Origin of the sequence: Streptomyces sp. NPDC056480, from assembly GCF_042795405.1 — a bacterium.
In the GTDB taxonomy this organism is placed as follows: Bacteria; Actinomycetota; Actinomycetes; order Streptomycetales; family Streptomycetaceae; genus Streptomyces.
Map to the genome: position 1 here is coordinate 1 of NZ_JBHTSA010000055.1, position 19,038 is coordinate 19,038.

At 73.6% G+C, this 19,038-nt stretch carries 16 protein-coding genes and 1 pseudogene; 9 read left to right on the forward strand and 8 right to left on the reverse strand.

Annotated features, from left to right (window positions below):
• The first annotated feature begins 249 nt into the window (after nt 1-249).
• Nucleotides 250-837: a M23 family metallopeptidase gene (locus tag ACFQ79_RS23320; RefSeq protein WP_383586473.1), complete on the forward strand. Its 588-nt coding sequence runs from the start codon at nt 250-252 to the stop codon at nt 835-837.
• A gap of 57 nt (nt 838-894) precedes the next feature.
• Here ACFQ79_RS23320 and ACFQ79_RS23325 read toward each other — a convergent pair whose 3' ends face one another.
• Both ACFQ79_RS23325 and ACFQ79_RS23330 read right to left on the reverse strand, forming a co-directional pair.
• Nucleotides 895-1,671, reverse strand: a complete 777-nt coding sequence (locus ACFQ79_RS23325; RefSeq protein ID WP_383586475.1) for an ABC transporter ATP-binding protein — start codon at nt 1,669-1,671, stop codon at nt 895-897.
• Between the two features lie 38 nt (nt 1,672-1,709).
• Entirely contained in the window at nt 1,710-3,227 is a 1,518-nt protein-coding gene (locus ACFQ79_RS23330) for an ABC transporter permease (protein ID WP_383586477.1), read from the reverse strand.
• Between the two features lie 112 nt (nt 3,228-3,339).
• Between ACFQ79_RS23330 and ACFQ79_RS23335 the strand changes: the two genes are divergently transcribed.
• On the forward strand, nt 3,340-4,167 hold the full coding sequence (locus ACFQ79_RS23335) for an MBL fold metallo-hydrolase (RefSeq protein WP_383586479.1): 828 nt from the start codon (nt 3,340-3,342) through the stop codon (nt 4,165-4,167).
• 78 nt (nt 4,168-4,245) lie between these two features.
• On the opposite strand, the gene ACFQ79_RS23340 is transcribed toward ACFQ79_RS23335, so the two are convergent.
• Nucleotides 4,246-5,553, reverse strand: coding sequence for an ROK family protein (locus ACFQ79_RS23340; protein WP_383586481.1), 1,308 nt, complete (start codon nt 5,551-5,553; stop codon nt 4,246-4,248).
• A gap of 119 nt (nt 5,554-5,672) precedes the next feature.
• On the opposite strand from ACFQ79_RS23340, the gene ACFQ79_RS23345 reads away from it, so the two are divergent.
• From ACFQ79_RS23345 to ACFQ79_RS23355, 3 genes are all read left to right on the forward strand, one after another.
• The gene (locus ACFQ79_RS23345) at nt 5,673-6,254 is read left to right on the forward strand and encodes a winged helix-turn-helix transcriptional regulator (RefSeq protein WP_383586483.1); all 582 of its coding nucleotides are present in this window, start codon (nt 5,673-5,675) and stop codon (nt 6,252-6,254) included.
• Nucleotides 6,251-7,195 carry a ketopantoate reductase family protein gene (locus ACFQ79_RS23350; RefSeq protein WP_383586485.1) on the forward strand — a complete coding sequence of 315 codons (945 nt, stop codon included), beginning with the start codon at nt 6,251-6,253 and terminating at the stop codon, nt 7,193-7,195. The genes ACFQ79_RS23345 and ACFQ79_RS23350 overlap by 4 nt, the downstream gene beginning before the upstream one ends.
• Nucleotides 7,196-8,010: 815 nt before the next feature.
• Nucleotides 8,011-8,607 carry a DUF1349 domain-containing protein gene (locus ACFQ79_RS23355; protein WP_383586487.1) on the forward strand — a complete coding sequence of 199 codons (597 nt, stop codon included), beginning with the start codon at nt 8,011-8,013 and terminating at the stop codon, nt 8,605-8,607.
• Here the strand turns inward: ACFQ79_RS23355 and ACFQ79_RS23360 are convergent.
• Nucleotides 8,608-10,248, reverse strand: a pseudogene (locus ACFQ79_RS23360) (FGGY family carbohydrate kinase); the annotation flags it as partial. It lies immediately after the preceding gene.
• Nucleotides 10,249-10,385: 137 nt separating this feature from the next.
• Here ACFQ79_RS23360 and xylA point away from each other — a divergent pair.
• The 4 genes from xylA (at nt 10,386) to ACFQ79_RS23380 (ending at nt 14,660) form a co-directional block, all read left to right on the forward strand.
• Nucleotides 10,386-11,555, forward strand: coding sequence for a xylose isomerase (gene xylA / locus ACFQ79_RS23365; protein WP_383586489.1), 1,170 nt, complete (start codon nt 10,386-10,388; stop codon nt 11,553-11,555).
• Between the two features lie 308 nt (nt 11,556-11,863).
• Complete coding sequence (locus tag ACFQ79_RS23370) at nt 11,864-12,580, forward strand: (Fe-S)-binding protein (RefSeq protein WP_383586554.1); 717 nt, start codon at nt 11,864-11,866, stop codon at nt 12,578-12,580.
• Complete coding sequence (locus ACFQ79_RS23375) at nt 12,577-14,013, forward strand: lactate utilization protein B (protein ID WP_383586490.1); 1,437 nt, start codon at nt 12,577-12,579, stop codon at nt 14,011-14,013. The genes ACFQ79_RS23370 and ACFQ79_RS23375 overlap by 4 nt, the downstream gene beginning before the upstream one ends.
• Nucleotides 14,010-14,660, forward strand: a complete 651-nt coding sequence (locus ACFQ79_RS23380; protein WP_383586492.1) for a lactate utilization protein C — start codon at nt 14,010-14,012, stop codon at nt 14,658-14,660. The genes ACFQ79_RS23375 and ACFQ79_RS23380 overlap by 4 nt, the downstream gene beginning before the upstream one ends.
• Nucleotides 14,661-14,710: 50 nt before the next feature.
• Here the strand turns inward: ACFQ79_RS23380 and ACFQ79_RS23385 are convergent, their stop codons facing one another.
• The 4 genes from ACFQ79_RS23385 to ACFQ79_RS23400 are packed head-to-tail and all read right to left on the reverse strand — an operon-like array spanning nt 14,711 to nt 18,934.
• Nucleotides 14,711-15,736 (reverse strand): LacI family DNA-binding transcriptional regulator, encoded by a 1,026-nt coding sequence (locus ACFQ79_RS23385; RefSeq protein WP_383586494.1) that lies wholly within the window; start codon nt 15,734-15,736, stop codon nt 14,711-14,713.
• A 29-nt stretch (nt 15,737-15,765) separates the two neighbouring features.
• Nucleotides 15,766-16,692, reverse strand: a complete 927-nt coding sequence (locus ACFQ79_RS23390) for a carbohydrate ABC transporter permease (protein ID WP_383586496.1) — start codon at nt 16,690-16,692, stop codon at nt 15,766-15,768.
• Nucleotides 16,689-17,621 (reverse strand): carbohydrate ABC transporter permease, encoded by a 933-nt coding sequence (locus ACFQ79_RS23395; protein WP_383586498.1) that lies wholly within the window; start codon nt 17,619-17,621, stop codon nt 16,689-16,691. The genes ACFQ79_RS23390 and ACFQ79_RS23395 overlap by 4 nt, the downstream gene beginning before the upstream one ends.
• The gene (locus ACFQ79_RS23400) at nt 17,618-18,934 is read right to left on the reverse strand and encodes an ABC transporter substrate-binding protein (protein WP_383586500.1); all 1,317 of its coding nucleotides are present in this window, start codon (nt 18,932-18,934) and stop codon (nt 17,618-17,620) included. Before ACFQ79_RS23400 ends, ACFQ79_RS23395 begins: the two co-directional genes overlap by 4 nt.
• Nucleotides 18,935-19,038: the final 104 nt, after the last annotated feature.

The following is a 19,038-nucleotide window of genomic DNA, read 5'->3' on the forward strand; positions in this document are numbered from 1 at the left end:
TCGCCCGCCCCCCCGGGGGGGGCCGCCGCGGCCGTCGCCCGGGGGGCCGCGCGCGCTGGGGGGGTGTGGGGGGGGCCACGGCCCCCCCCCCCCCCCGCCCCGGCGCACGCCGGTTGGGACGGTTCGAGGTACTGGTTCCGGAACGAGGCCGGCGCTTGGCGCTGGACCAGCCACGCCACGACGTACCGACAGCGCACCGGAGCGCCGGCCGCCGCGTCCGCCGGGGGTGGGAGCAGGACCGGTGAGCCCGTGTTCCGGGGACGGCAGGGCTGGGACGCCCAGGACAGGGTCTACTGGTACAGGTCCCGTGGCGCCTGGTACTGGACCGGCCACGCCTGGAAGTACCGGCAGCGGACGGGCCTGTCCGGCGACACCTCCAGGCCGTCGAAGCCGTCGGAACCGTCGAAGCCGTCCGCGCCCTCCGGGTCCGCACGCGGCTGGACGGCGCCGGTCTCCTCGTACGTCTACACCGCCTCCTACGGGCAGCGGGGTTCGTGGTCGAAGGGCTATCACACGGGTCAGGACTTCGCCGTGCCGACGGGGACGACGGTCCGCTCGGTCGGTCCCGGCCGGGTCGTGACCGCCGGGTACGGCCGCTCGTACGGCTACGAGGTGGTGATCCGCCACCCGGACGGCCGCTACACCCAGTACGCCCACCTCTCCCGCATCGACGTGTCGCCCGGCCGGAGCGTGTCGGCCGGGCAGCGCATCGCGCGGTCGGGGGCGACCGGGCGGGTGACGGGTCCGCATCTGCACTTCGAGGTGCGGACCACGCCGTACTTCGGTTCGGACATCAGCCCGCTGGCCTATCTGCGGGGCCACGGCGTGCCCGTGTAGCGACCGACGGGTCGGACCGGTCGGGTCGCGGTCGGGTCGCGGTCGGCTCGCGTACGGTCAGGCCTCGACCGGTTCCGTCGCCGGACCCGGTGCAGCCGCCGGCGCCGACACCGGTTCCGGCGACACCGTGCCCGACACCCGGTCCGGCGCCGCCGCCCGCGGGTTCTCCTTGATCGTGATCCGGCCCTTGCGGATCGTGGCGAGGCGGGGCGCCCGGCGGGCGATCGCGCTGTCGTGGGTGACCATGACGAAGGTCAACCCGTGTTCCTTCCACAGCCCTTCGAGCAGTTCGACGATCTCGTCGCGCATCGACTCGTCGAGGTTTCCGGTGGGTTCGTCGGCGAGCAGCACCTTCGGGCGCTTCACGAGCGCGCGGGCGATCGCGACCCGCTGCTGCTGACCGCCGGAGAGCTCCGACGGGAGGTGCCCGCTGCGTTCGCCGAGCCCGACCGACTCCAGCGCCTCGGCGGCCCGGCTCCGCCGCTCGGCGGGCTTGACGCCGAGCGGGACGAGCGCGGTCTCCACGTTCTCCTGGGCGGTGAGCGTGGGGATGAGGTTGAAGCTCTGGAAGACGAAGCCGATGTTCTGGCCGCGGACCGCGGTCAGCTTGTGTTCGGGGAGCGCGGCGAGGTCGGTGCCGTCGAGCAGGACCCGGCCCGAGGTGGGGCGGTCGAGGCCGCCGAGCATCTGGAGCAGCGTCGACTTGCCGCCGCCCGTGGGGCCTTGGATGACCAGCCGGTCGCCCTGGGCGAGGGTGAGGTCGACCCCGGCGAGCGCGTCGACTCTCTCCTGCCCCCGCCGGTACTGCTTGGTGACGCCGATGAGTTCGTACATGGTCCAACTCCTTGTTACGTGGGTGGGTTCGGGCGCTGCTACTCGACGCGGCGCAGCGCGTCGGCGGGACGCAGCCGCGAGGCGCGCCAGGCGCCGAAGGCTCCCGCGACGAGGCCGCCGCCGAGGGCGAGGAGGACGGCGAGACCCACCGTGGTGAAGCTGACCGGGGCGGTGAGGGCGATGTCGACGGTCTTCCCGGCGGCCGTGGCGGCCGGGCCGCCGCCGAAGGCCATGCCGCCTCGGCCGCCCCCGCCACCGCCACCGCCACCGCCACCGAACATGCCTCCGGTGGCGCCGAGTTCGGCGGTCAGCGTCGGGCTGACGGCGGTCACCGCGTACGCGCCGGCCAGTCCGAGCGCGATGCCGAGGGCGCCGCCGATGAAACCGTTGACGAGGGCCTCGCCGACCACCTGGCGGGTGACGCGGCCGCTCTTCCAGCCGAGCGCCTTGAGCGTGCCGAACTCGCGGACGCGGCGGGTGACGGCGGAGGAGGTGAGGAGCCCCGCGACGAGGACGGCGGCCAGCAGCACGGCGTACGAGAGCCATCTGCCCACGTTCGAGGCGAGGTCGGCGGCGGTGTCGAGCGATCCGGAGACCGTCTGGGCCAGGTCGGCGGAGGTCGTGACGGTGGTGCCGGTGACGTTCTTCTGGATGGCGGCCTTGACCGCGTCGATCCGCGTCGAGTCGGTCGCCTTCACGTAGATCGTGGTGACCTTGGCCGCGGAGGCCGAGAGCGTCTGGGCCTGCTTCAGCGGCAGATAGACCTGGGCCGCGGCCTGCCCCCGGTCGGCGGTCGCGATGCCGATGATCTCGAACTTGACGTTCTTCACGGTCAGTTCGTCACCGACGGAGAGGCCCTTCTCCTGGGCGTAGGCGCTGTCGACGACGGCGACCTCGGCGTTCGTCTCGGTGGTCTCGAAGGTACGGCCCTGGGAGACGGTGGAGGTGGTGAGGGGGCCGAGGTCGGGGGCGGTGACGTCGGTGCCGAAGAGCGTGAAGGAGTCGACGTCGAAGGCCGCGCCGCCGCCGGTCACGGTGTCACCGGGGCCGGAGCCGCCACCGGATCCGCCACCGTCGCCGCCACCGGTCTCGGCGCCCGGCTGGCCCGGCTGGCCCTGCTGGGTCTGGCCGCGCTGGATCCGGCCCCGCGCGAACTCCCCGTTGATCTTCAGGTTGACGAGGCTGAGGCCGCCCACCGCGCGGTCGACACCGGCCTGTCCCGCGACCGTGGCGACGGTGGAGTCCGCGAGGGTCTGGAAGTCCTGGACCATCAGCCGGTCGCTGCTCTGCTCCTCGCCCTCGTCCCTGCCCTGGAACTCGAACCGGGGGCGCTGCGGCTGAGCGCCGTCCGCGGGCCGTTCCTGTGCCTTGGTCACCGTCAGATCCGTACCGAGGCCGTAGAGGGACTCGAGGACCTTGCCCTGGGCCCGACTCATGCCGGAGGAAACGGAGTTGACGACGATGACCAGCGCGATCCCGAGCGCGAGCCCGGAGGCGACGACGAGCGCCGCCTTTCTGCGGCGGCGCAGTTCGCGCCGGAGGTAGGTGAAGAACATGGGCGTGAAGCTAGGGGCGGCGTGTGATGACGGGATAAGGCCGGCGTGAGAGCGGGATGAGAGTGATCCGTCTCCTGTACGCGCACAGCCCCGCGATGGCAGGGTCGGCGTCATGTCGAGCAGCGGAGAAGTGACGCGAACGGGCCCTGTGACGGCCCTCCTGGACGCCTCCGGGGTGTTCTTCAAGTCGGCGCGGGACGCCTTCCCCGGTGCCGTCGCGGCGGACTGGGCGGCCGCCGCGGCCCTCGACCCGGGTGCGGTCGGACCCGACGGCACGTGGCGGCTGGACTTCCGCTGCTTCGCCGTCGCCGACCCGGACGGCTCGGGCTGGACTCTGGTCGACGCGGGCGTGGGCCCCGCCGAGGGCCCCGGTGCGCCCTGGTGTCCCGTGCCCGGCCGGCTGCCGGACGTGCTCGCGCAGGCCGGCATCGACCGGGCGGACGTCCACACCGTCGTTCTCACGCATCTGCACGAGGACCACTCGGGCTGGGCCGCCGACGCCGCCGGCCGGCCGTTCCTCCCGCAGGCCCGGTACGTCGTCCAGCGCGCGGAGACGGCGGCTCTCGACCGCGTCGACCCGGTGTGGGACTGGGTGGTGGAACCCCTCCGCGCCGCGGGGCGGCTGCACGAGGTCGAGGGCAGGCACCGACTGCGCCCGGGAGTCACGCTGCTGCCCACCCCCGGGCACACTCCCGGCCACCAGTCCGTCCTGGTCGAACGGCCGGACGGCCGGGACGTCCTGATCACCGGCGATCTCCTGGTGCACGCCGTGCAGCTCGCCGCGCCCGCGGTGGCCTACGCCCACGAGCGCGACCCGGCGACCGCTCGCGCCTCACGGGAGGAGCTGCTCGCGCGCGCCGCCGAGAGCGGGGCGGTCCTCGCGACGGCCCACCTGACCCGGCCGTTCGTCGAAGTACCGGGGCCTGCGGCGGGGTTGTGACTCTCGGACGGCTCCTCGGGCGGTCCCGTGGACGGGCCCTTGGACCGGCCCTTGGACGGTCCTTCGGACGGTCCTACGTCAGGTCCCCGCTCCCGCTCCCGCCGCCGTCGCCGTTCCAGTTGCAGTTGCCGTTCCAGTTGTCGTTCCAGTTGCCGTCGCCGTTCCCGTCGCCGTCCCGGCTCCCGTCACCGTCGCGTACGCCAGAGGGTCGGCCAGGACGTCGTGGAGGACGAGGGCAGCCGCGCCCCGGGAGGCGTCGGCGGCTGCGGAGGCGGGACGGAGGCGGCCCGCGTCCGGGGTCCAGAGGCCGGAGACGACGCGGTCGGAGAGCTCCTCGGCCAGGGCCGGGACGAGCCACGGCATCAACCGCGGGTAGATGCCGCCGAGGACGACCGCCTCGGGGTCGAGGAGGTTCACGGCGCCCGACAGGGCGCGCCCGAGCATCCTGCCCGCCTCGGCAAGCGCGGCGAGGACCTGTGGGTCCCCCGCCCCGGCGCGGTCCGCCAGTTCGGGGACGTCGGCGGCCCGCGCCGCCGCGAGGAGCGCGGCCTGGCCCGCGTACTGCTCCAGACACCCCCGCGAACCGCAGCGGCAGCGCGGACCCTCGGCGTCGACGACCAGGTGGCCGATCTCGCCGGCGAAGCCGTGGGCGCCGCGCAGCAGTTCGCCGTGGACGACGATCGCACCGCCCACGCCGATCTCGCCCGTCAGGTGCAGAAAGGTGCGGAGGTCGCCGAGCGTGCCGAACCACAGCTCGGCGAGGGCCGCCATGTTGGCCTCGTTGTCCGAGGTCAGGGGGAGGCCCGCGGTGCCGGGACGCAGCGCGGTGAGGGCCTCGCCGAAGAGGCGCTCGGCGTCGACCTCGTACCAGCCGAGGTTGGGTGCCTGCCGGACGGCTCCGCCGGAGACGAGGCCCGGCAGGGCGAGTCCCGCGCCCGCCGGGGCGAGGCGTCGTCCGGCGGCCGAGTCGAGCACGTCGGCGGCGATGCGGGCGGCACGGGCCAGCACGTCGGCGGCACCGGCGGCGCGGTTGTCGAGGCGCTCGGTGCGGCGGACGCGGTCGGTACCGGTGAGGTCGACGACGCAGACCGTCACGTAGTCGACGTTGATCTCGACGCCGAGTCCGGCGGGACCGGTGTCCGCGGGTTTGAGGACGGTGCCCGGCCGCCCCGCCTGCCCGCTGAACGTCTTGCCCGATTCCACGAGGAAGCCCAGTTCGAGGAGCTGCTCGACGAGGGAGGACACGGCGGGCCGGGTGAGTCCGACACGGGCGGCGACGGCCGCCCGGGTGGTCTCGCCCGCGTCGTGGACGGTCCGCAGGACGAGACTCAGGTTGTGCCGGCGCACGCCCGACTTGTCGGCCTTGGGTTCCGTGGGCTGGTTCATCGTGAGCGCGAGCCTAGCCGTCCCTTTCGCTCACCCGAAAACGGCGCCGCCGCGGGAGACGGGCGCCGCCCGCCTCGAACAGTTCGGTCACCGAACTCTTCTGCGTTAGGGTCATGACCATGACGCTTCCGCGTGACTACCGCGGTCAGACCTGTGCGCTCGCCCGCTCCATGGAGGTCGTCGGCGAGCGCTGGACGCTGCTGATCCTGCGGGACGCCTTCTACGGGGTCCGCAGGTTCGGGGAGTTCGCCGCGCATCTGGGGGTGCCCCGGGCCGTGCTCACCGACCGGCTCACCACCCTCACCGAAGCGGGCGTCCTCGAACGCCGCCCCGAGACGGGCACGGGCCGCCGCGAGGTGTACGGGCTCACGCCCAAGGGGGTCGCCCTCTGGCCCGCGGTCCGCGCGCTCACCGCGTGGGGCGAGGAGTTCCATGCGGCGGACGGCGGCCCGCGCCGCGTCTTCCTGCACGCCGGGGACGAGACCCCGCTCGACGCGGACGGACAATGTACGGGCTGCGGCACGGCCGTACCCGTCGCGGACGTCGTGGTCGCCCCGGGCCCCGGGCTCGCGCCTGCCGCCCCGGACGCCGACCCGGTGACGGCCGCGCTCGCCCGGCCCCACCGGCTGCTCACCCCGCTGCTCCGCCCCCCGCTCACCACCGCGCCCTCGGGGCGCCCCACGAGAGGTCCACAACGATGAAGATCCTGGTCGTCGGCGCCGGTGCCACCGGTGGCTACTTCGGCGCCCTGCTCGCCCGCGCCGGACAGGACGTCACCTTCCTGGTCCGTCCGGCCCGCGCGGCGGCGCTGCGCGAGCGCGGGCTCCGGGTGGTGGGGCGGGACGAGGAATGGGCCCTCACGCCCCGCCTCGTGACGGCCGACGCGCTCGACACGCCGTACGACCTCGTCCTGCTGTCGGTGAAGTCCACCGGGCTCGACCAGGCGATCGAGGACATCGCGCCGGCCGTCGGACCGGACACGGCCGTCGTACCGCTCCTCAACGGTCTCGCCCACATCGACGCGCTCAACGCCCGCTTCGGGACCTCGGTCGTCCTCGGCGGCGTGGCCAAGGTGGTGACCACGCTCGACGAGACCGGGGGCATCCGGCGCCTCGCCCCGCTGGCGCATCTGACGCTCGGCGAGCAGGACGGCACGCGTTCCGCGCGCGCGGCGGCGTTCCGGGCGGTGCTCGGAGAGGCGGGCATCGCCTCGCCGGAGCCGGAGCAGGTGATCACGGCGATGTGGCACAAGTGGGTGTTCATCACGACCTTCGGCGCCGTGACCAGCCTGATGCGGGGCACGGTCGGCGACGTCCACGACACGCCCGGCGGTCCCGCCCTGGCCCCGGCGCTGCTCGCCGAGGCGTCCGCCGTCGCCGCGGCGGCCGGACACCCCGTACCGGAGGAGGAGCGGGCGGCGACGCTCGCCGTGGTGGCCGCGTCGGGGTCGCCGATGGTGCCGTCCCTCTACCGCGACCTGACGGCGGGCCGTCCGACCGAGGTCGAGCACCTCTTCGGCGACCTCACCACCCGCGCGCGTGCCTTGGGCGTGGCGACCCCGCTCCTGGACCTGACGACGCTGCACCTGCGGGTGCACCAGCGGCGCGTCACGGCGGGGACGGACGTGGACGGCGGGTCCTGAGGGGAGGAGCGGGGCTGGCGGGGGGCCGGAGGACCTGGGCCGGAGGCCGGAGGCCGGGCGTCGGAGGCCGGGGCCGGAGGCCGGGCGTCGGACGCCGTCGCCGCCAGACGGGTCGGCCGAGGCCCGACGCCGGGCATCGGATATCAGGCACCGGCCGCCGCCAGGCTGGTCGACCGGGGCGGGCATCCGGCACCGCCGGGGCCGGGCGGTCAGTCGAGACACCGGGTTAGTTGAGCCGGGTCAAGCCGGGCAGGGTCGATTCGGGCCAGGTCGGGCCGGAGGACGGAGCTGGGGCCGAGGGCCGAGGCAGGTGCCGGGGCTGGGGCAGGTGCCAGGGCCGGAGGCGGACGTCGGACGCCGTCGCCGCCACGCGGGTCGGCCGGGGCCCGACGCCCGGCATCGGATATCAGGCGCCGGACGCCGGACGCCGCCAGGCTGGTCGACCCGGGGGCAGGCATCCGACACCGCCAGGGCCGGGCGATCAGCCGAGACACCGGGCTAGCCAGGCCAGGCCGGCATAGGCTCGGGCTCGGTTCGGGATCCGGCTCCGGCTCCGGCTCCGGCTCCGGCTCCGGCTCCGGCCCAGGATCCGGCTCCAGCCCCAGCCCCAGCCCCAGCCCCAGCCCCAGCCCCAGGATCCGCTCCGGCCCAGGCCCAGGCTCCGGCCCCGACCCCGACCGCAACAGTGCTGCCGCCAGCGGCAGTTCGCGGGGTTCTCTCACCCTGGGGCCGTGCCCAGTTGGACTCTCGTGTCACTTCTTGGATCCTCGGCCAAGACCGTGGCACGCTCCCGGCCCGCTCGCGATCATGGCGTCATGAACGTCGACACCTCGCTCCCCCTCGGCCTCGCCTGGGCGACCGCCCCCGCCGCCTGGTCCCTCGCCGGCGGTGTCCTCACCGTCACGGCCGCCCCGCACACCGACGCCTTCACGGACCCGGTCGGCGGGGTGGCCCGGCGAGACGCCGCCGTGGCGCTGACCACGCCCCCGGACGGCGACTGGCAGCTCTCGGCCCGCCTTCGCGTCGGCTTCCGGGCGGCGTGGGACGCGGGCGCCCTGTTCCTCCACTCCGACGACGACCACTGGGCCAAGCTCAACTTCGAGCAGGCCCCCGACGGAGCCCCCGGCGTCTACTCCGTCGTGACCCGCGGCCGGTCCGACGACGCGTACGCGGGCCCGGTCGCGGGAGAGGCGCTGTGGCTGCGCGTCAGCCGGATCGGCGAGGGCTTCGCCTTCCACGTCTCGGACGACGGCGATTTGTGGCGCCTGGTGCGGCAGTTCGCCCTGGACGCCCCCGGTCCCGTGCGGGCCGGCATCGAGGTCCAGTCACCCGTCGGCGAGGGATGCCGCGTCGACTTCGACGACATCCGCCTCACCCCGACCACCCTGGCCGACCTCTTCGACGGTCGGTGACAGCAACGCCGGCGTCGCGGCCGACAGGACTCCCGCGATGCGGTTCCAGGTCTCCTCGTCGCGGCCGACCGCGGGCAGGACCTCGCCCGTGCCCGTACCCCAGGCCGTCGTCAGGGCCACCGGGTCGGCGCCCGTCACCGCGCCCGCCGCGAGGGCCGCGGCGCCGAGGGCCACGAGTTCCTCGGCGGCCGGGACGACCAGGGGGCGTCCGGAGAGTCTGCGGACGGTCTCGGTCCAGGCCCGGCCGCGCGCCCCGCCGCCGATGAGGCGCAGCGGCCGGTCCCGTACGCCGGGGGCCGTCGGGTCGAGGCCGCAGGCGGAGAGGAGGTGGTCGAGGGCGCGCAGCACCGTGAAGGCCGCGCCCTCGTAGGCGGCGCCGAGGACCGCACGCGGGTCCGTGCCGTGCCGCAGGCCGGTGACCAGGCCGGCCGCGTGCGGGAGGTCCGGGGTGCGTTCGCCGTCGAGGTACGGGAGTACGACGACTCCCCCGCCGCCGCTTCCGCCCGGTGCCGCGTCCTCGCGGTCAAGGCCCAGGAGCGTGGCGAACCGGTCGACGGCCAGCGTGCAGTTGAGGGTGCATCCGAGGGGGAGGTGCGTCCCGTCGGTGGCGGCGAACCCCGCGAGGCCGGGGTCCGCCGGGCGCGCGCGGGTCGCGGCGAAGACCGTGCCCGAGGTGCCGAGGCTGACGACCGGGTGGTCGAGGAGACCGGCGCCGCCGAGTCCGAGGCCGACCGCGGCGGCCATGTTGTCGCCGGTCCCGGCGGCGACGACGACGGTACGGGGAAGCCCGAGGGCCTCGGCGGCGGCCGCGGTCAGGGTGCCCACGCGGGTCGCGCCGCCGGGCGCGACGGCGGGCAGCAGGGCCGGGTCGAGACCGATGAGGTCCAGGATCTCGGGGTCGTACGCACCGGAGCCGCCCGCACCCGCGGCCTCGTCCTCGACCCCCTCCGGGCCTCCGCCGCCCCGAGCGCCTCCGCCGCCGTCCCGAACTCCTCCGCCACCCCCAGCGCCTCCGCCGTCCCGAGCGCCTCCGCCACCCCGAACTCCTCCGCCGTCCCGAGCGCCCGCGCCCCTCCCGTACCAGCACGTCCCCGAGGCGTCTCCCGGGTCGGTGACCGCGATTCCGGTGAGGCGTTCCGTGAGGTGGTCGTGCGGGAGGCGGACCCCCGTGACGGCCTCCGCCCGGCGGGGTTCGCGCTCGCGCAGCCACTGCCACTTGGCGGCGGTCATGGAGGCGACGGGCACCGAGCCCGTGCGTTCCAGCCAGGCGGCGGGGCCGCCCAAGCGGGCGGCGAGGGCGGCGGCCTGCGGGGCGGAGCGGGTGTCGTTCCAGAGCAGCGCCGGCCGCAGGGGACGGCCGTCGGGGCCGAGGGTGACGAGACCGTGCTGTTGTCCGGCGACGGCGATGCCGGTGACGGCTCCGGCCGGGACGCCCGCGTCGCGTACCGCCGCGCGGACGGCCGCGACGAGGGCGGTCCACCACTCCTCGGGGTCGCTCTCGCGCGCGCCGGCGGAGCCGGTGACGGTGTGCGGGGCGCGGCCGACGGCGAGGAGTTCGCCGGTGTCGGCGTCGACGGCCGCGGCCTTGGTGGACTGCGTGGAGCTGTCCACGCCGATCACGACGGAGCGCCTCGTGGGCACGTCCTCACCTTCTTCCCTGTAGTGCGTGACCGTAGGCCGTCACGGGGCCGATTCACGGCTGGGGCTGGCGCCCGGTGTGTCCGTCCCGTATTAGTTATCTCAGAAAACAAATCTCCGGAGCAAGAGAGGGACACACCATGCCGGAGCTCTTCGCCCCCACCCCCGAGGACCGCTTCACCTTCGGCCTGTGGACCGTCGGCTGGCAGGGCCGCGACCCGTTCGGCGAGGCCACCCGCCCGGCCCTCGACCCCGTCGAGACGGTCGAGCGGCTCGCCGCGCTCGGCGCGTACGGCGTCACCTTCCACGACGACGACCTGATCCCCTTCGGCGCTCCGGACGCCGAGCGCGACGCGATCGTCAAGCGCTTCCGGGCGGCGCTCGACCGCACGGGGCTCGCGGTGCCGATGGCCACCACGAACCTCTTCACCCATCCCGTCTTCAAGGACGGCGGGTTCACCGCCAACGACCGGGACGTGCGCCGCTTCGCGCTCCGCAAGACCCTCCGCAACATCGACCTGGCCGTCGAACTCGGCGCCACGGTGTACGTGGCGTGGGGCGGCCGTGAGGGCGCCGAGTCCGGCGCGGCGAAGGACGTCCGGGTCGCGCTCGACCGCATGAAGGAGGCCTTCGACCTGCTCGGCCAGTACGTCACCGAGCAGGGCTACGACCTGCGCTTCGCCATCGAGCCCAAGCCGAACGAGCCGCGCGGCGACATCCTGCTGCCCACGATCGGGCACGCCCTGGCCTTCATCGAGCGCCTGGAGCGCCCCGAACTCGTCGGCGTGAACCCGGAGACGGGCCACGAGCAGATGGCCGGGCTCAACTTCCCGCACGGCATCGCCCAGGCGCTCTGGGCGGGCAAGCTCTTCCACATCGACCTGAACGGGCAGTCCGGCATCAAGTACGACCAGGACTTCCGCTTCGGGGCGGGCGATCTGCGTCAGGCGTTCTGGCTGGTGGACCTGCTCGAGACGGCCGGGTACGAGGGCCCGCGCCACTTCGACTTCAAGCCGGTGCGGACGGACGGATCCGACGGGGTGTGGGAGTCCGCGAAGAACTGCATGCGCAACTACCTGATCCTCAAGGAGCGCGCGGCGGCCTTCCGCGCCGACCCGGACGTCCAGCAGGCCCTGGCCGCCTCCCGCCTGCCCGAACTGGCCGTCCCCACGGCCGCCGACGGCCTCGCGGGGCTCCTCTCCGACCCCACGGCGTACGAGACCTTCGACCCGGACGCGGCGGCCGGCCGCTCCATGGCCTTCGAGCACCTCGACCAGCTGGCCCTGGAGCACCTGCTCGGCGTCCGCTGACGCCCGCGCCGCGGGGAGGCCGGTGGCCGGCGGGTGCCGAGCGGCGGGCGACCGGTTCCGGCCGGAGCACCACGTGTGCGTGCCGGCGGTCGGCCGCCCGCCCGCCGGTCGCATCCCGGCGAAGGCCGCCCGCAGGCACCGCCCCAGCGAAAGCCGCCCGCCCACCGGTCCCGCCCCGGCGAAGGCCGCCCGCTCGCCGGCGAACCCGGCGCGAGGCGTCGACTCGTCACGCGGACCCGCCCCTGCGACACTACGAACCCGTGAAGGCAGAGCAGTGTGCGAAGGCAGAGGAGCCCGAGGACCCCGTGATGCGTGTCGCCCTCTTCGTCACCTGCGTCAACGACGCCGTCTTCCCCGCGACGGGCGTGGCCACCGTCCGCGTCCTCGAACGCCTCGGCGTGGAGGTCGACTTCCCTGCCGCGCAGACCTGCTGCGGACAGCCGCAGTTCAACACCGGGTACCGCGCCGAGACCGCGCCGCTGGTGCGGCGCACCGTCCGGGCCTTCGAGGGGTACGCGTACGTCGTCACCCCGTCGGGCTCGTGCGCGGCGATGGTGCGCCACCACTACGCGTCGTTCGGCGAGGAGGCGGCCGGCCTGGCTCCGCGCGTGTACGAGCTGACGGAGTTCCTGGTGGACGTGCTCGGGGTGACGGACGTCGGCGCGTACTTCCCCCACCGGGTGACGTACCACCCGTCGTGTCACGGTCTGCGTCTCCTCGGGCTCGGGGAGCGGCCGCGCCGGCTCCTGGAGGCGGTGAAGGGTCTGGAGCTGGTGGAGCTGCCGGGCGCGGAGGAGTGCTGCGGCTTCGGCGGCACGTTCGCGGTGAAGAACCCGGACGTGTCGGCGGCGATGGGCGCCGACAAGATCGCGAACGCGCTGTCCACGGGCGCCGAGGTCCTGTGCGGCGCGGACAACTCCTGTCTGCTGCACGTGGGCGGCATGCTGAGCCGCCAGGGCGCGCCGCTGCGCGCGGTGCACCTGGCGGACATCCTGGCGAGCACGGAAGAGGAGCCCTGGCGATGAGCGAGACGTCCGGCGGGACCTTCGTCGGCATGCCGGCCTTCCCGGAGGCGGCGCGGGCGGCGGTCGGGGACGCGACGCTCCGTGCCAACCTGCGGCACGCGACGCACACCATCCGCGACAAGCGGGCCCGCGCTGTGGCGGAGCTCGACGACTGGGCGGAGCTGAGGCGGGCGGGGAAGGAGATCAAGGACCGGACGCTCCGTCACCTCGACGAGCACCTGCTCCGGTTGGAGGAGGCGGTGACGGCGGCGGGCGGCACCGTGCACTGGGCCGCGGACGCGGCCGAGGCCAACCGGATCGTCACCGGTCTCGTCAGGGCGACCGGCGAGACGGAGGTGGTCAAGGTCAAGTCGATGGCCACCCAGGAGATCGGGCTCAACGAACACCTGGAGGCCGAGGGCATCGCCGCGTACGAGACGGATCTCGCGGAGCTGATCGTGCAGCTCGGCGACGACCGGCCCTCGCACATCCTGGTCCCCGCCATCCATCGCAACCGCGGCGAGATCCGCGACATCTTCCTGGAGAAGATGGGAAGTTGGGGCCGACCCGCGCCGGAGGGACTGAGCGACACCCCGGCCGAGCTGGCGGAGGCGGCCCGGCTGCACCTGCGGGAGAAGTTCCTGCGGGCCAGGGTCGGCATCTCCGGGGCGAACTTCATGGTCGCCGAGACCGGCACCCTCGTCGTCGTCGAGTCCGAGGGCAACGGCCGGATGTGCCTGACGCTTCCCGAGACCCTGATCTCCGTCGTCGGGGTGGAGAAGGTGGTGCCGACCTGGCGCGACCTCGAGGTGTTCCTCCAGACGCTGCCGCGCTCGTCGACCGCCGAGCGCATGAACCCGTACACGAGCATGTGGACCGGAACGAGCGACGACGACGGGCCGTCCGACTTCCATCTGGTGCTCCTCGACAACGGCCGCACGGACGCGCTCGCCGACGAAGTGGGGCGGCAGGCGCTGCGCTGCATCCGCTGTTCGGCCTGTCTCAACGTCTGCCCGGTGTACGAGCGGGCCGGCGGTCACGCGTACGGCTCCGTCTACCCCGGGCCGATCGGCGCGATCCTCACCCCGCAGCTCCGGGGCACGGTCAGCGAGGTCGACGCCTCCCTGCCGTACGCCTCCTCGCTCTGCGGGGCCTGTTACGAGGTGTGCCCGGTGGCCATCGACATCCCCGAGGTCCTGGTGCATCTGCGCGAGCGGGTCGCCGCCGAGGGCGGGAGGGGGCACCGGCTCGAGCGGGCGGCGATCAAGGCCTCCTCGTGGGTGCTCGACCACCCCGCCATCCTCGCGGCGGGCGAGCGGATCGCCTCCGCCACGCGCGCGCTGCACCCGGAACGGCTGCCGGGGCCGGGCGCCCGCCAGTGGTCCGAGCACCGGAACCTGCCCGAACTCCCCGCCGAACCGTTCCGCGACTGGTGGAAGAAGAACCGACGATGACCACCGACTCACGCGCGCGCGTGCTCGCCCGCATCCGTGCCGCCGTCGCCGACGCCCCCGAGGCACCGGACGTCACCCGCGACTACCGCACGAGCCACGGCTCCGAGGACCCCGACGCGCTCCTCGACCTGCTCCACGAGAACCTCGCCGACTACCGTGCCCACGTCCACCGCTGCGCGCCGGACGGCCTGCCGGAGCTCATCGCCCGGCTCCTCGCCGAGCGCGGCGCCCGCAGTGTCGTCGTACCGCCGGGGCTGCCCGAGGAGTGGCTCGCGGAGACCGGCGCCGAGCGGCGGACCGACGCGCCCCGGCTCACCCCGTACGCACTCGACGGCGTCGACGCGGTGGTGACGGGGTGCGCGCTCGCCATCGCGGAGACCGGCACGATCGTGCTCGACGGCGGACCGGGACAGGGCCGTCGCGCCCTCACCCTCGTGCCCGATCTCCACCTGTGCGTGGTCGGAGCCCCCGAGCAGGTGGTGGCCTCCGTGCCCCGGGCTCTCCCCCGGCTCGACCCGGCCCGCCCGCTGACCTGGATCTCGGGACCCTCCGCGACGAGCGACATCGAACTCGACCGGGTCGAGGGCGTCCACGGCCCACGGACGCTGGAAGTGATCCTGGTGACTCGGCGCCCGGCCGGCGGCTGACCCGACGAAGGAGGGCCGCGCCCGAAGGCGCGGCCCTCCCCGTGCGGGCTCTAGGCCGATTCCCTCTGGATCAGCTGCGTCGGCAGGATCACCGTCACCGGATCCTCGCCCGCGATCCGGGCGAGGAGCGTCCGTACCATCTCGGTGCTGATCCGGTCCCAGGGCTGGCGGATCGTGGTCAGCGAGGGGCGGGAGGACAGGGCTGCCGGGGAGTCGTCGAAGCCGCCGACGGCGATGTCCTCGGGGACCTTCCGGTCCGCGCGGGAGAGTGCGTCGAGGACCCCCTGTGCCATGAGGTCGGAGGCGACGAACACGGCGTCGATGTCGGGGGCGCGCTCCAGGAGGGCGCGGGCCGCGTCCTCGCCGCTGGCCCGGCTGTAGTCGCCGGTGGCGATCAGCGTCTCGTCGGCGGGCAGCCCGAACTCGGCGAGCGTCTCGCGGTATCCGGCGAGGCGCTCCACCCCGCCGGGGGTGTCGAGCGGCCCGGTGACGGTGGCGATCCGGCGCCGGCCGGAGGCGTACAGGTGGCGGACCATGTCGCGGGCGCCCTCGCGGTCGTCGGCGGCGACGTAGCCGATCCTGGCGGTCTGGCCGAGGGGCTTGCCGCAGGCGACGACGGGGACACCGGCCTCGTGCAGCCGGGCCACCACGGGGTCGCCGGAGTGGCTGGAGACGAGGAGGACGCCGTCGACGTGACCGGCCTCGATGTAGCGGAGGTTGCGGCGGCGCTCGTCCTCGGTGCCCGCGATCATGAGGAGCAGCGGGATGTCCTGGGCCGCGAGCGCCTGGGTGCAGGCGCGGAGCAGCACGTTGAAGTTGGGGTCCTCGAAGAACCGCTCCTGGGGTTCGGTCAGGAGGAAGGCGACCGAGTCGGACTTGCCGGTGATGAGCGAGCGGGCGTGCCGGTTGACGACGTAGCCCGTTCTGCGGATCGCGGCGTCCACGGCGGCCTTGGCGGTCGGGCTGACGTAGTGGCCGCCGTTGAGGACTCGGGAGACGGTGCCGCGCGACACCCCGGCCTCGCGGGCCACGTCGTGGATGGTCGCCGGGCGGCGCCTGCTCGCTGCTGTGCTCATGCTGTGTGTTTCCCCTCGATCCCCTGTGCTCAGGACTTTACGGCGCCGGACAGCAGGTCGAGGCTCCAGAAGCGTTGGACGACGAGGAACAGGGCGATGAGCGGGGCGATCGCGAGGAGCGCACCGGTGATCACCAGGGTGTACAGGGAGGGCTGGGAGGCGCCCTGCTTGAGCAGGGTGAACAGGCCGACGGTCATGGGGAACTTCTCGTCGTCGCCCAGCATGATGAAGGGCAGCAGGAAGTTGTTCCAGATGGCGACGAACTGGAAGAGGAAGATCGTCACCAGGCCGGGGGCCATCATGGGGACGGCGATCCGCCGGAAGATCCGCCACTCGCCCGCGCCGTCCATGCGACCGGCCTCGACGAGCTCCATGGGGATCGCGGCCTCCGCGTAGACGCGGCCGAGGTAGACGCCGTACGGGGAGAGGATCAGCGGCAGCAGCACCGAGGCGTAGCTGTCCGTCAGGTCGGCCTCCGCCATCAGCAGGTACTGGGGGATGGCGAGGATGACCGGGGGCATGAGGACGCCGGTCAGCATGACGTTGAAGAAGGCCTCGCGGCCGCGGAAGCGGTAGATCGCGAGGGCGTAGCCGGCGAGTGCGGAGACGGCGGTGGACAGGACGGCGCCGAGGCCCGCGTAGAAGACGGAGTTGAGCATCCAGCGCCAGTAGATGCCCTCGCGGTACGCGCCGAGGTCGGTGACGTTGTCGGAGAGGCCGCCGCCGGGCAGGAACGTGAAGGTGGAGAAGAGCTCGTCGTCGGGCTTGGTGGCGGCGACGACGACCCAGGCGACGGGCAGCAGGCAGTAGAGCGCCCCGAGGACCAGGGCGGCCGTGGGGAGCAGCGCGGTGCGGCGGGGGCGGTGGGGGCCCTGGGAGGTGCCGGGGGTGGTGCCCGCGGCACGGCCTGCGGCAGTGGCTTCCTTGCGGAGCGGCGGGGAGGCGAGCCCGGTCATCGGCCGGCTCCTTGCGTGGTGCGGCGGTGGGAGATCCGGAGGAGGGCGAAGGAGAGGACGAAGGTGGCGAGGGCGAGCACGACGGCGGTGGCCGAGGCGGCGTGGATGTTCCCGCCCGTGAAGGCGTCGTTGTAGACCTTCATGAGGGGGCTCCAGGTGGAGGGGATGCCGTTGGTGAGCGGTTTGAGCGTCATGGGCTCGTTGAAGACCTGAAGGGTGGCGATGATCGAGAAGAAGAAGGTGAGCACCAGTGAGGGCACCACCATCGGGATCTTGACGCGCAGGGCGATCTGGAGCTCCGAGCAGCCGTCGAGCTTGGCCGCCTCGTACACCTCGGCGGGCAGCGAGCGCAGGGCCGTGTAGATGACGATCATGTTGAAGCCGGTGCCGCCCCAGATCGCGATGTTCGACATGGCCAGGTAGAGCGGTCCGCCGTCCATGAGGTCGGGCTGGGGCAGGCCCAGCTTGTCGAGGGCGAAGTGGAAGGGGCTGACGTCCGGGAGGTAGAGGAAGCCCCAGAGGACGGCGGCGATGACACCGGGGACGGCGTACGGCAGGAAGATCGCGAGCCGGGCGAAGGAGCGGGCCCGGACGCGCTCGGAGTCGAGCAGGAGCGCGAAGAAGAGGGCGAGGCCCAGCATCACGGGGACCACGAGGGCGCCGTAGCCGAGGACGCGCAGGGCGCTGGCGGCGAGTTCGGGGTCGGTGAGGGCCGAGGTGTAGTTCTCCAGGCCGGCCCAGACCTCGGACTTGGCGCCCTTGCCGAGGCCGAGACCCTTGATCTCGACCTTGTGGAGGCTGAGCCAGAGGGCGTAGCCGATGGGGAGGGCGAAGAAGAGGACGAAGAGGACGGCGGCGGGGAGGAGGAAGCCGTACGGGGCGGCCTTGACCCCGTACGACCGGCGCGCGCCCTTGGGGGGCCGTGTCACCTGGCGACCTCGAAGCCCTGCTTCTTCAGGTCCGTCACGGTGGCGGACTGGACGGCGGTCAGGGCGGTGTCGAAGCCGGACCTGGCCTTGGCGGCCTTGCCGAACTCGTCCTTGAAGGCGGTGTAGGCGACGTTCACGTTGGGCCCCCAGGCGGCGGGGGCGGTGGTCTTCGCGATCTCGGCGGCGCGGGTGTAGAAGTCGGGCTGGTCGGCGAAGTAGTCGGGGGCCTTGGCGAGGGCGCCGCTGGTCTGGGCGGCGGTGGCCGCGGGGTAGATGCCGCTCTCCTTGACGAGGGCGGCGAGGGCGACCGGGTCGGTGTTCAGCCAGGTGGCGAACTGCGCGGCGGCCTTCTTGTGCTTCGAGTCGGTGGTGACGGCGGTGGAGGAGCCGCCCCAGCTGCCGGTGGACGAGCCGCCCTCGGTCCATTGCGGGAGGGGGGCCATGGCCCACTTGCCCTTGGTGTCGGGGGCGGCGGTGGTCAGGGTGCCGGGTGCCCAGACGGCGGAGACCCAGGCGAGCTGCTCGCCGGTGTTCATGGCCTTGTTCCAGGAGGGGGTGTACATCGGCTGGTTGTCGATGGCGCCCTCGGCGACCAGGCCGCCCCAGAAGTCGGAGACCTTCCGGGTGGCGGCGTCGTCGATGCCGACCTTCCAGGTGTCGCCCTCGAAGGTCCACCACCTGGCGCCGGCCTGCTGGGCGAGTCCGGCGAAGAGGCCGGAGTCGTTGGCGGAGAAGGTGGTCAGCGACTGCTTCGGGGACTTCTTCTTCTTCAGGTCGCGCGCGGTGGCGGCGAACTCCCCCCAGGTGGTGGGGACGGAGAGGCCGTACTTCGTGAAGAGGTCCTGGCGGTAGAAGAACATCAGCGGCCCGGAGTCCTGCGGCAGGGCGTAGACGGCTTCGCCGCCGAAGGTGGTCTGCTGCCAGACGCCGGGGGCGAACTCGTCCTGGACGCCGCCGACTTCGGGGGCGATGTCGGCGAGGGCGTCGTTGGAGACGAGGGTCGGGAGGGCCTGGTACTCGGCCTGGACCAGGTCGGGGGCCTTGTGCGCCTTGGCGGCGGTGATGATCTTGGTGACGAGGTCGTCGCCGGAGGCCTGCTTCTGCACCGTCACCTTGATGTCGGGGTGTTCGGCGTTCCAGAGGGCCACGACCTTGTCCATACCGGGGGCCCAGGCCCAGTAGGTGAGCGAGACGGGACCGGAGCCGGCCGCCGCCCCGTCCCCGGAGTCGGAGGATCCACAGGCGGTGAGCGCGGTGGCGCCGAGCAGCACGGCGGTGGCGGCGGCGAGGCCGCGGCGCATCGTGTGGGGCATGGGGTACTTCTCCCTGACCGAAAGGGCCTCTCCTTAGGGCGGGGAGGCCGACCATGCATCTGTGAGCGTTCACAGTAGAGAAACGTTCCAGACACTTGTCAATG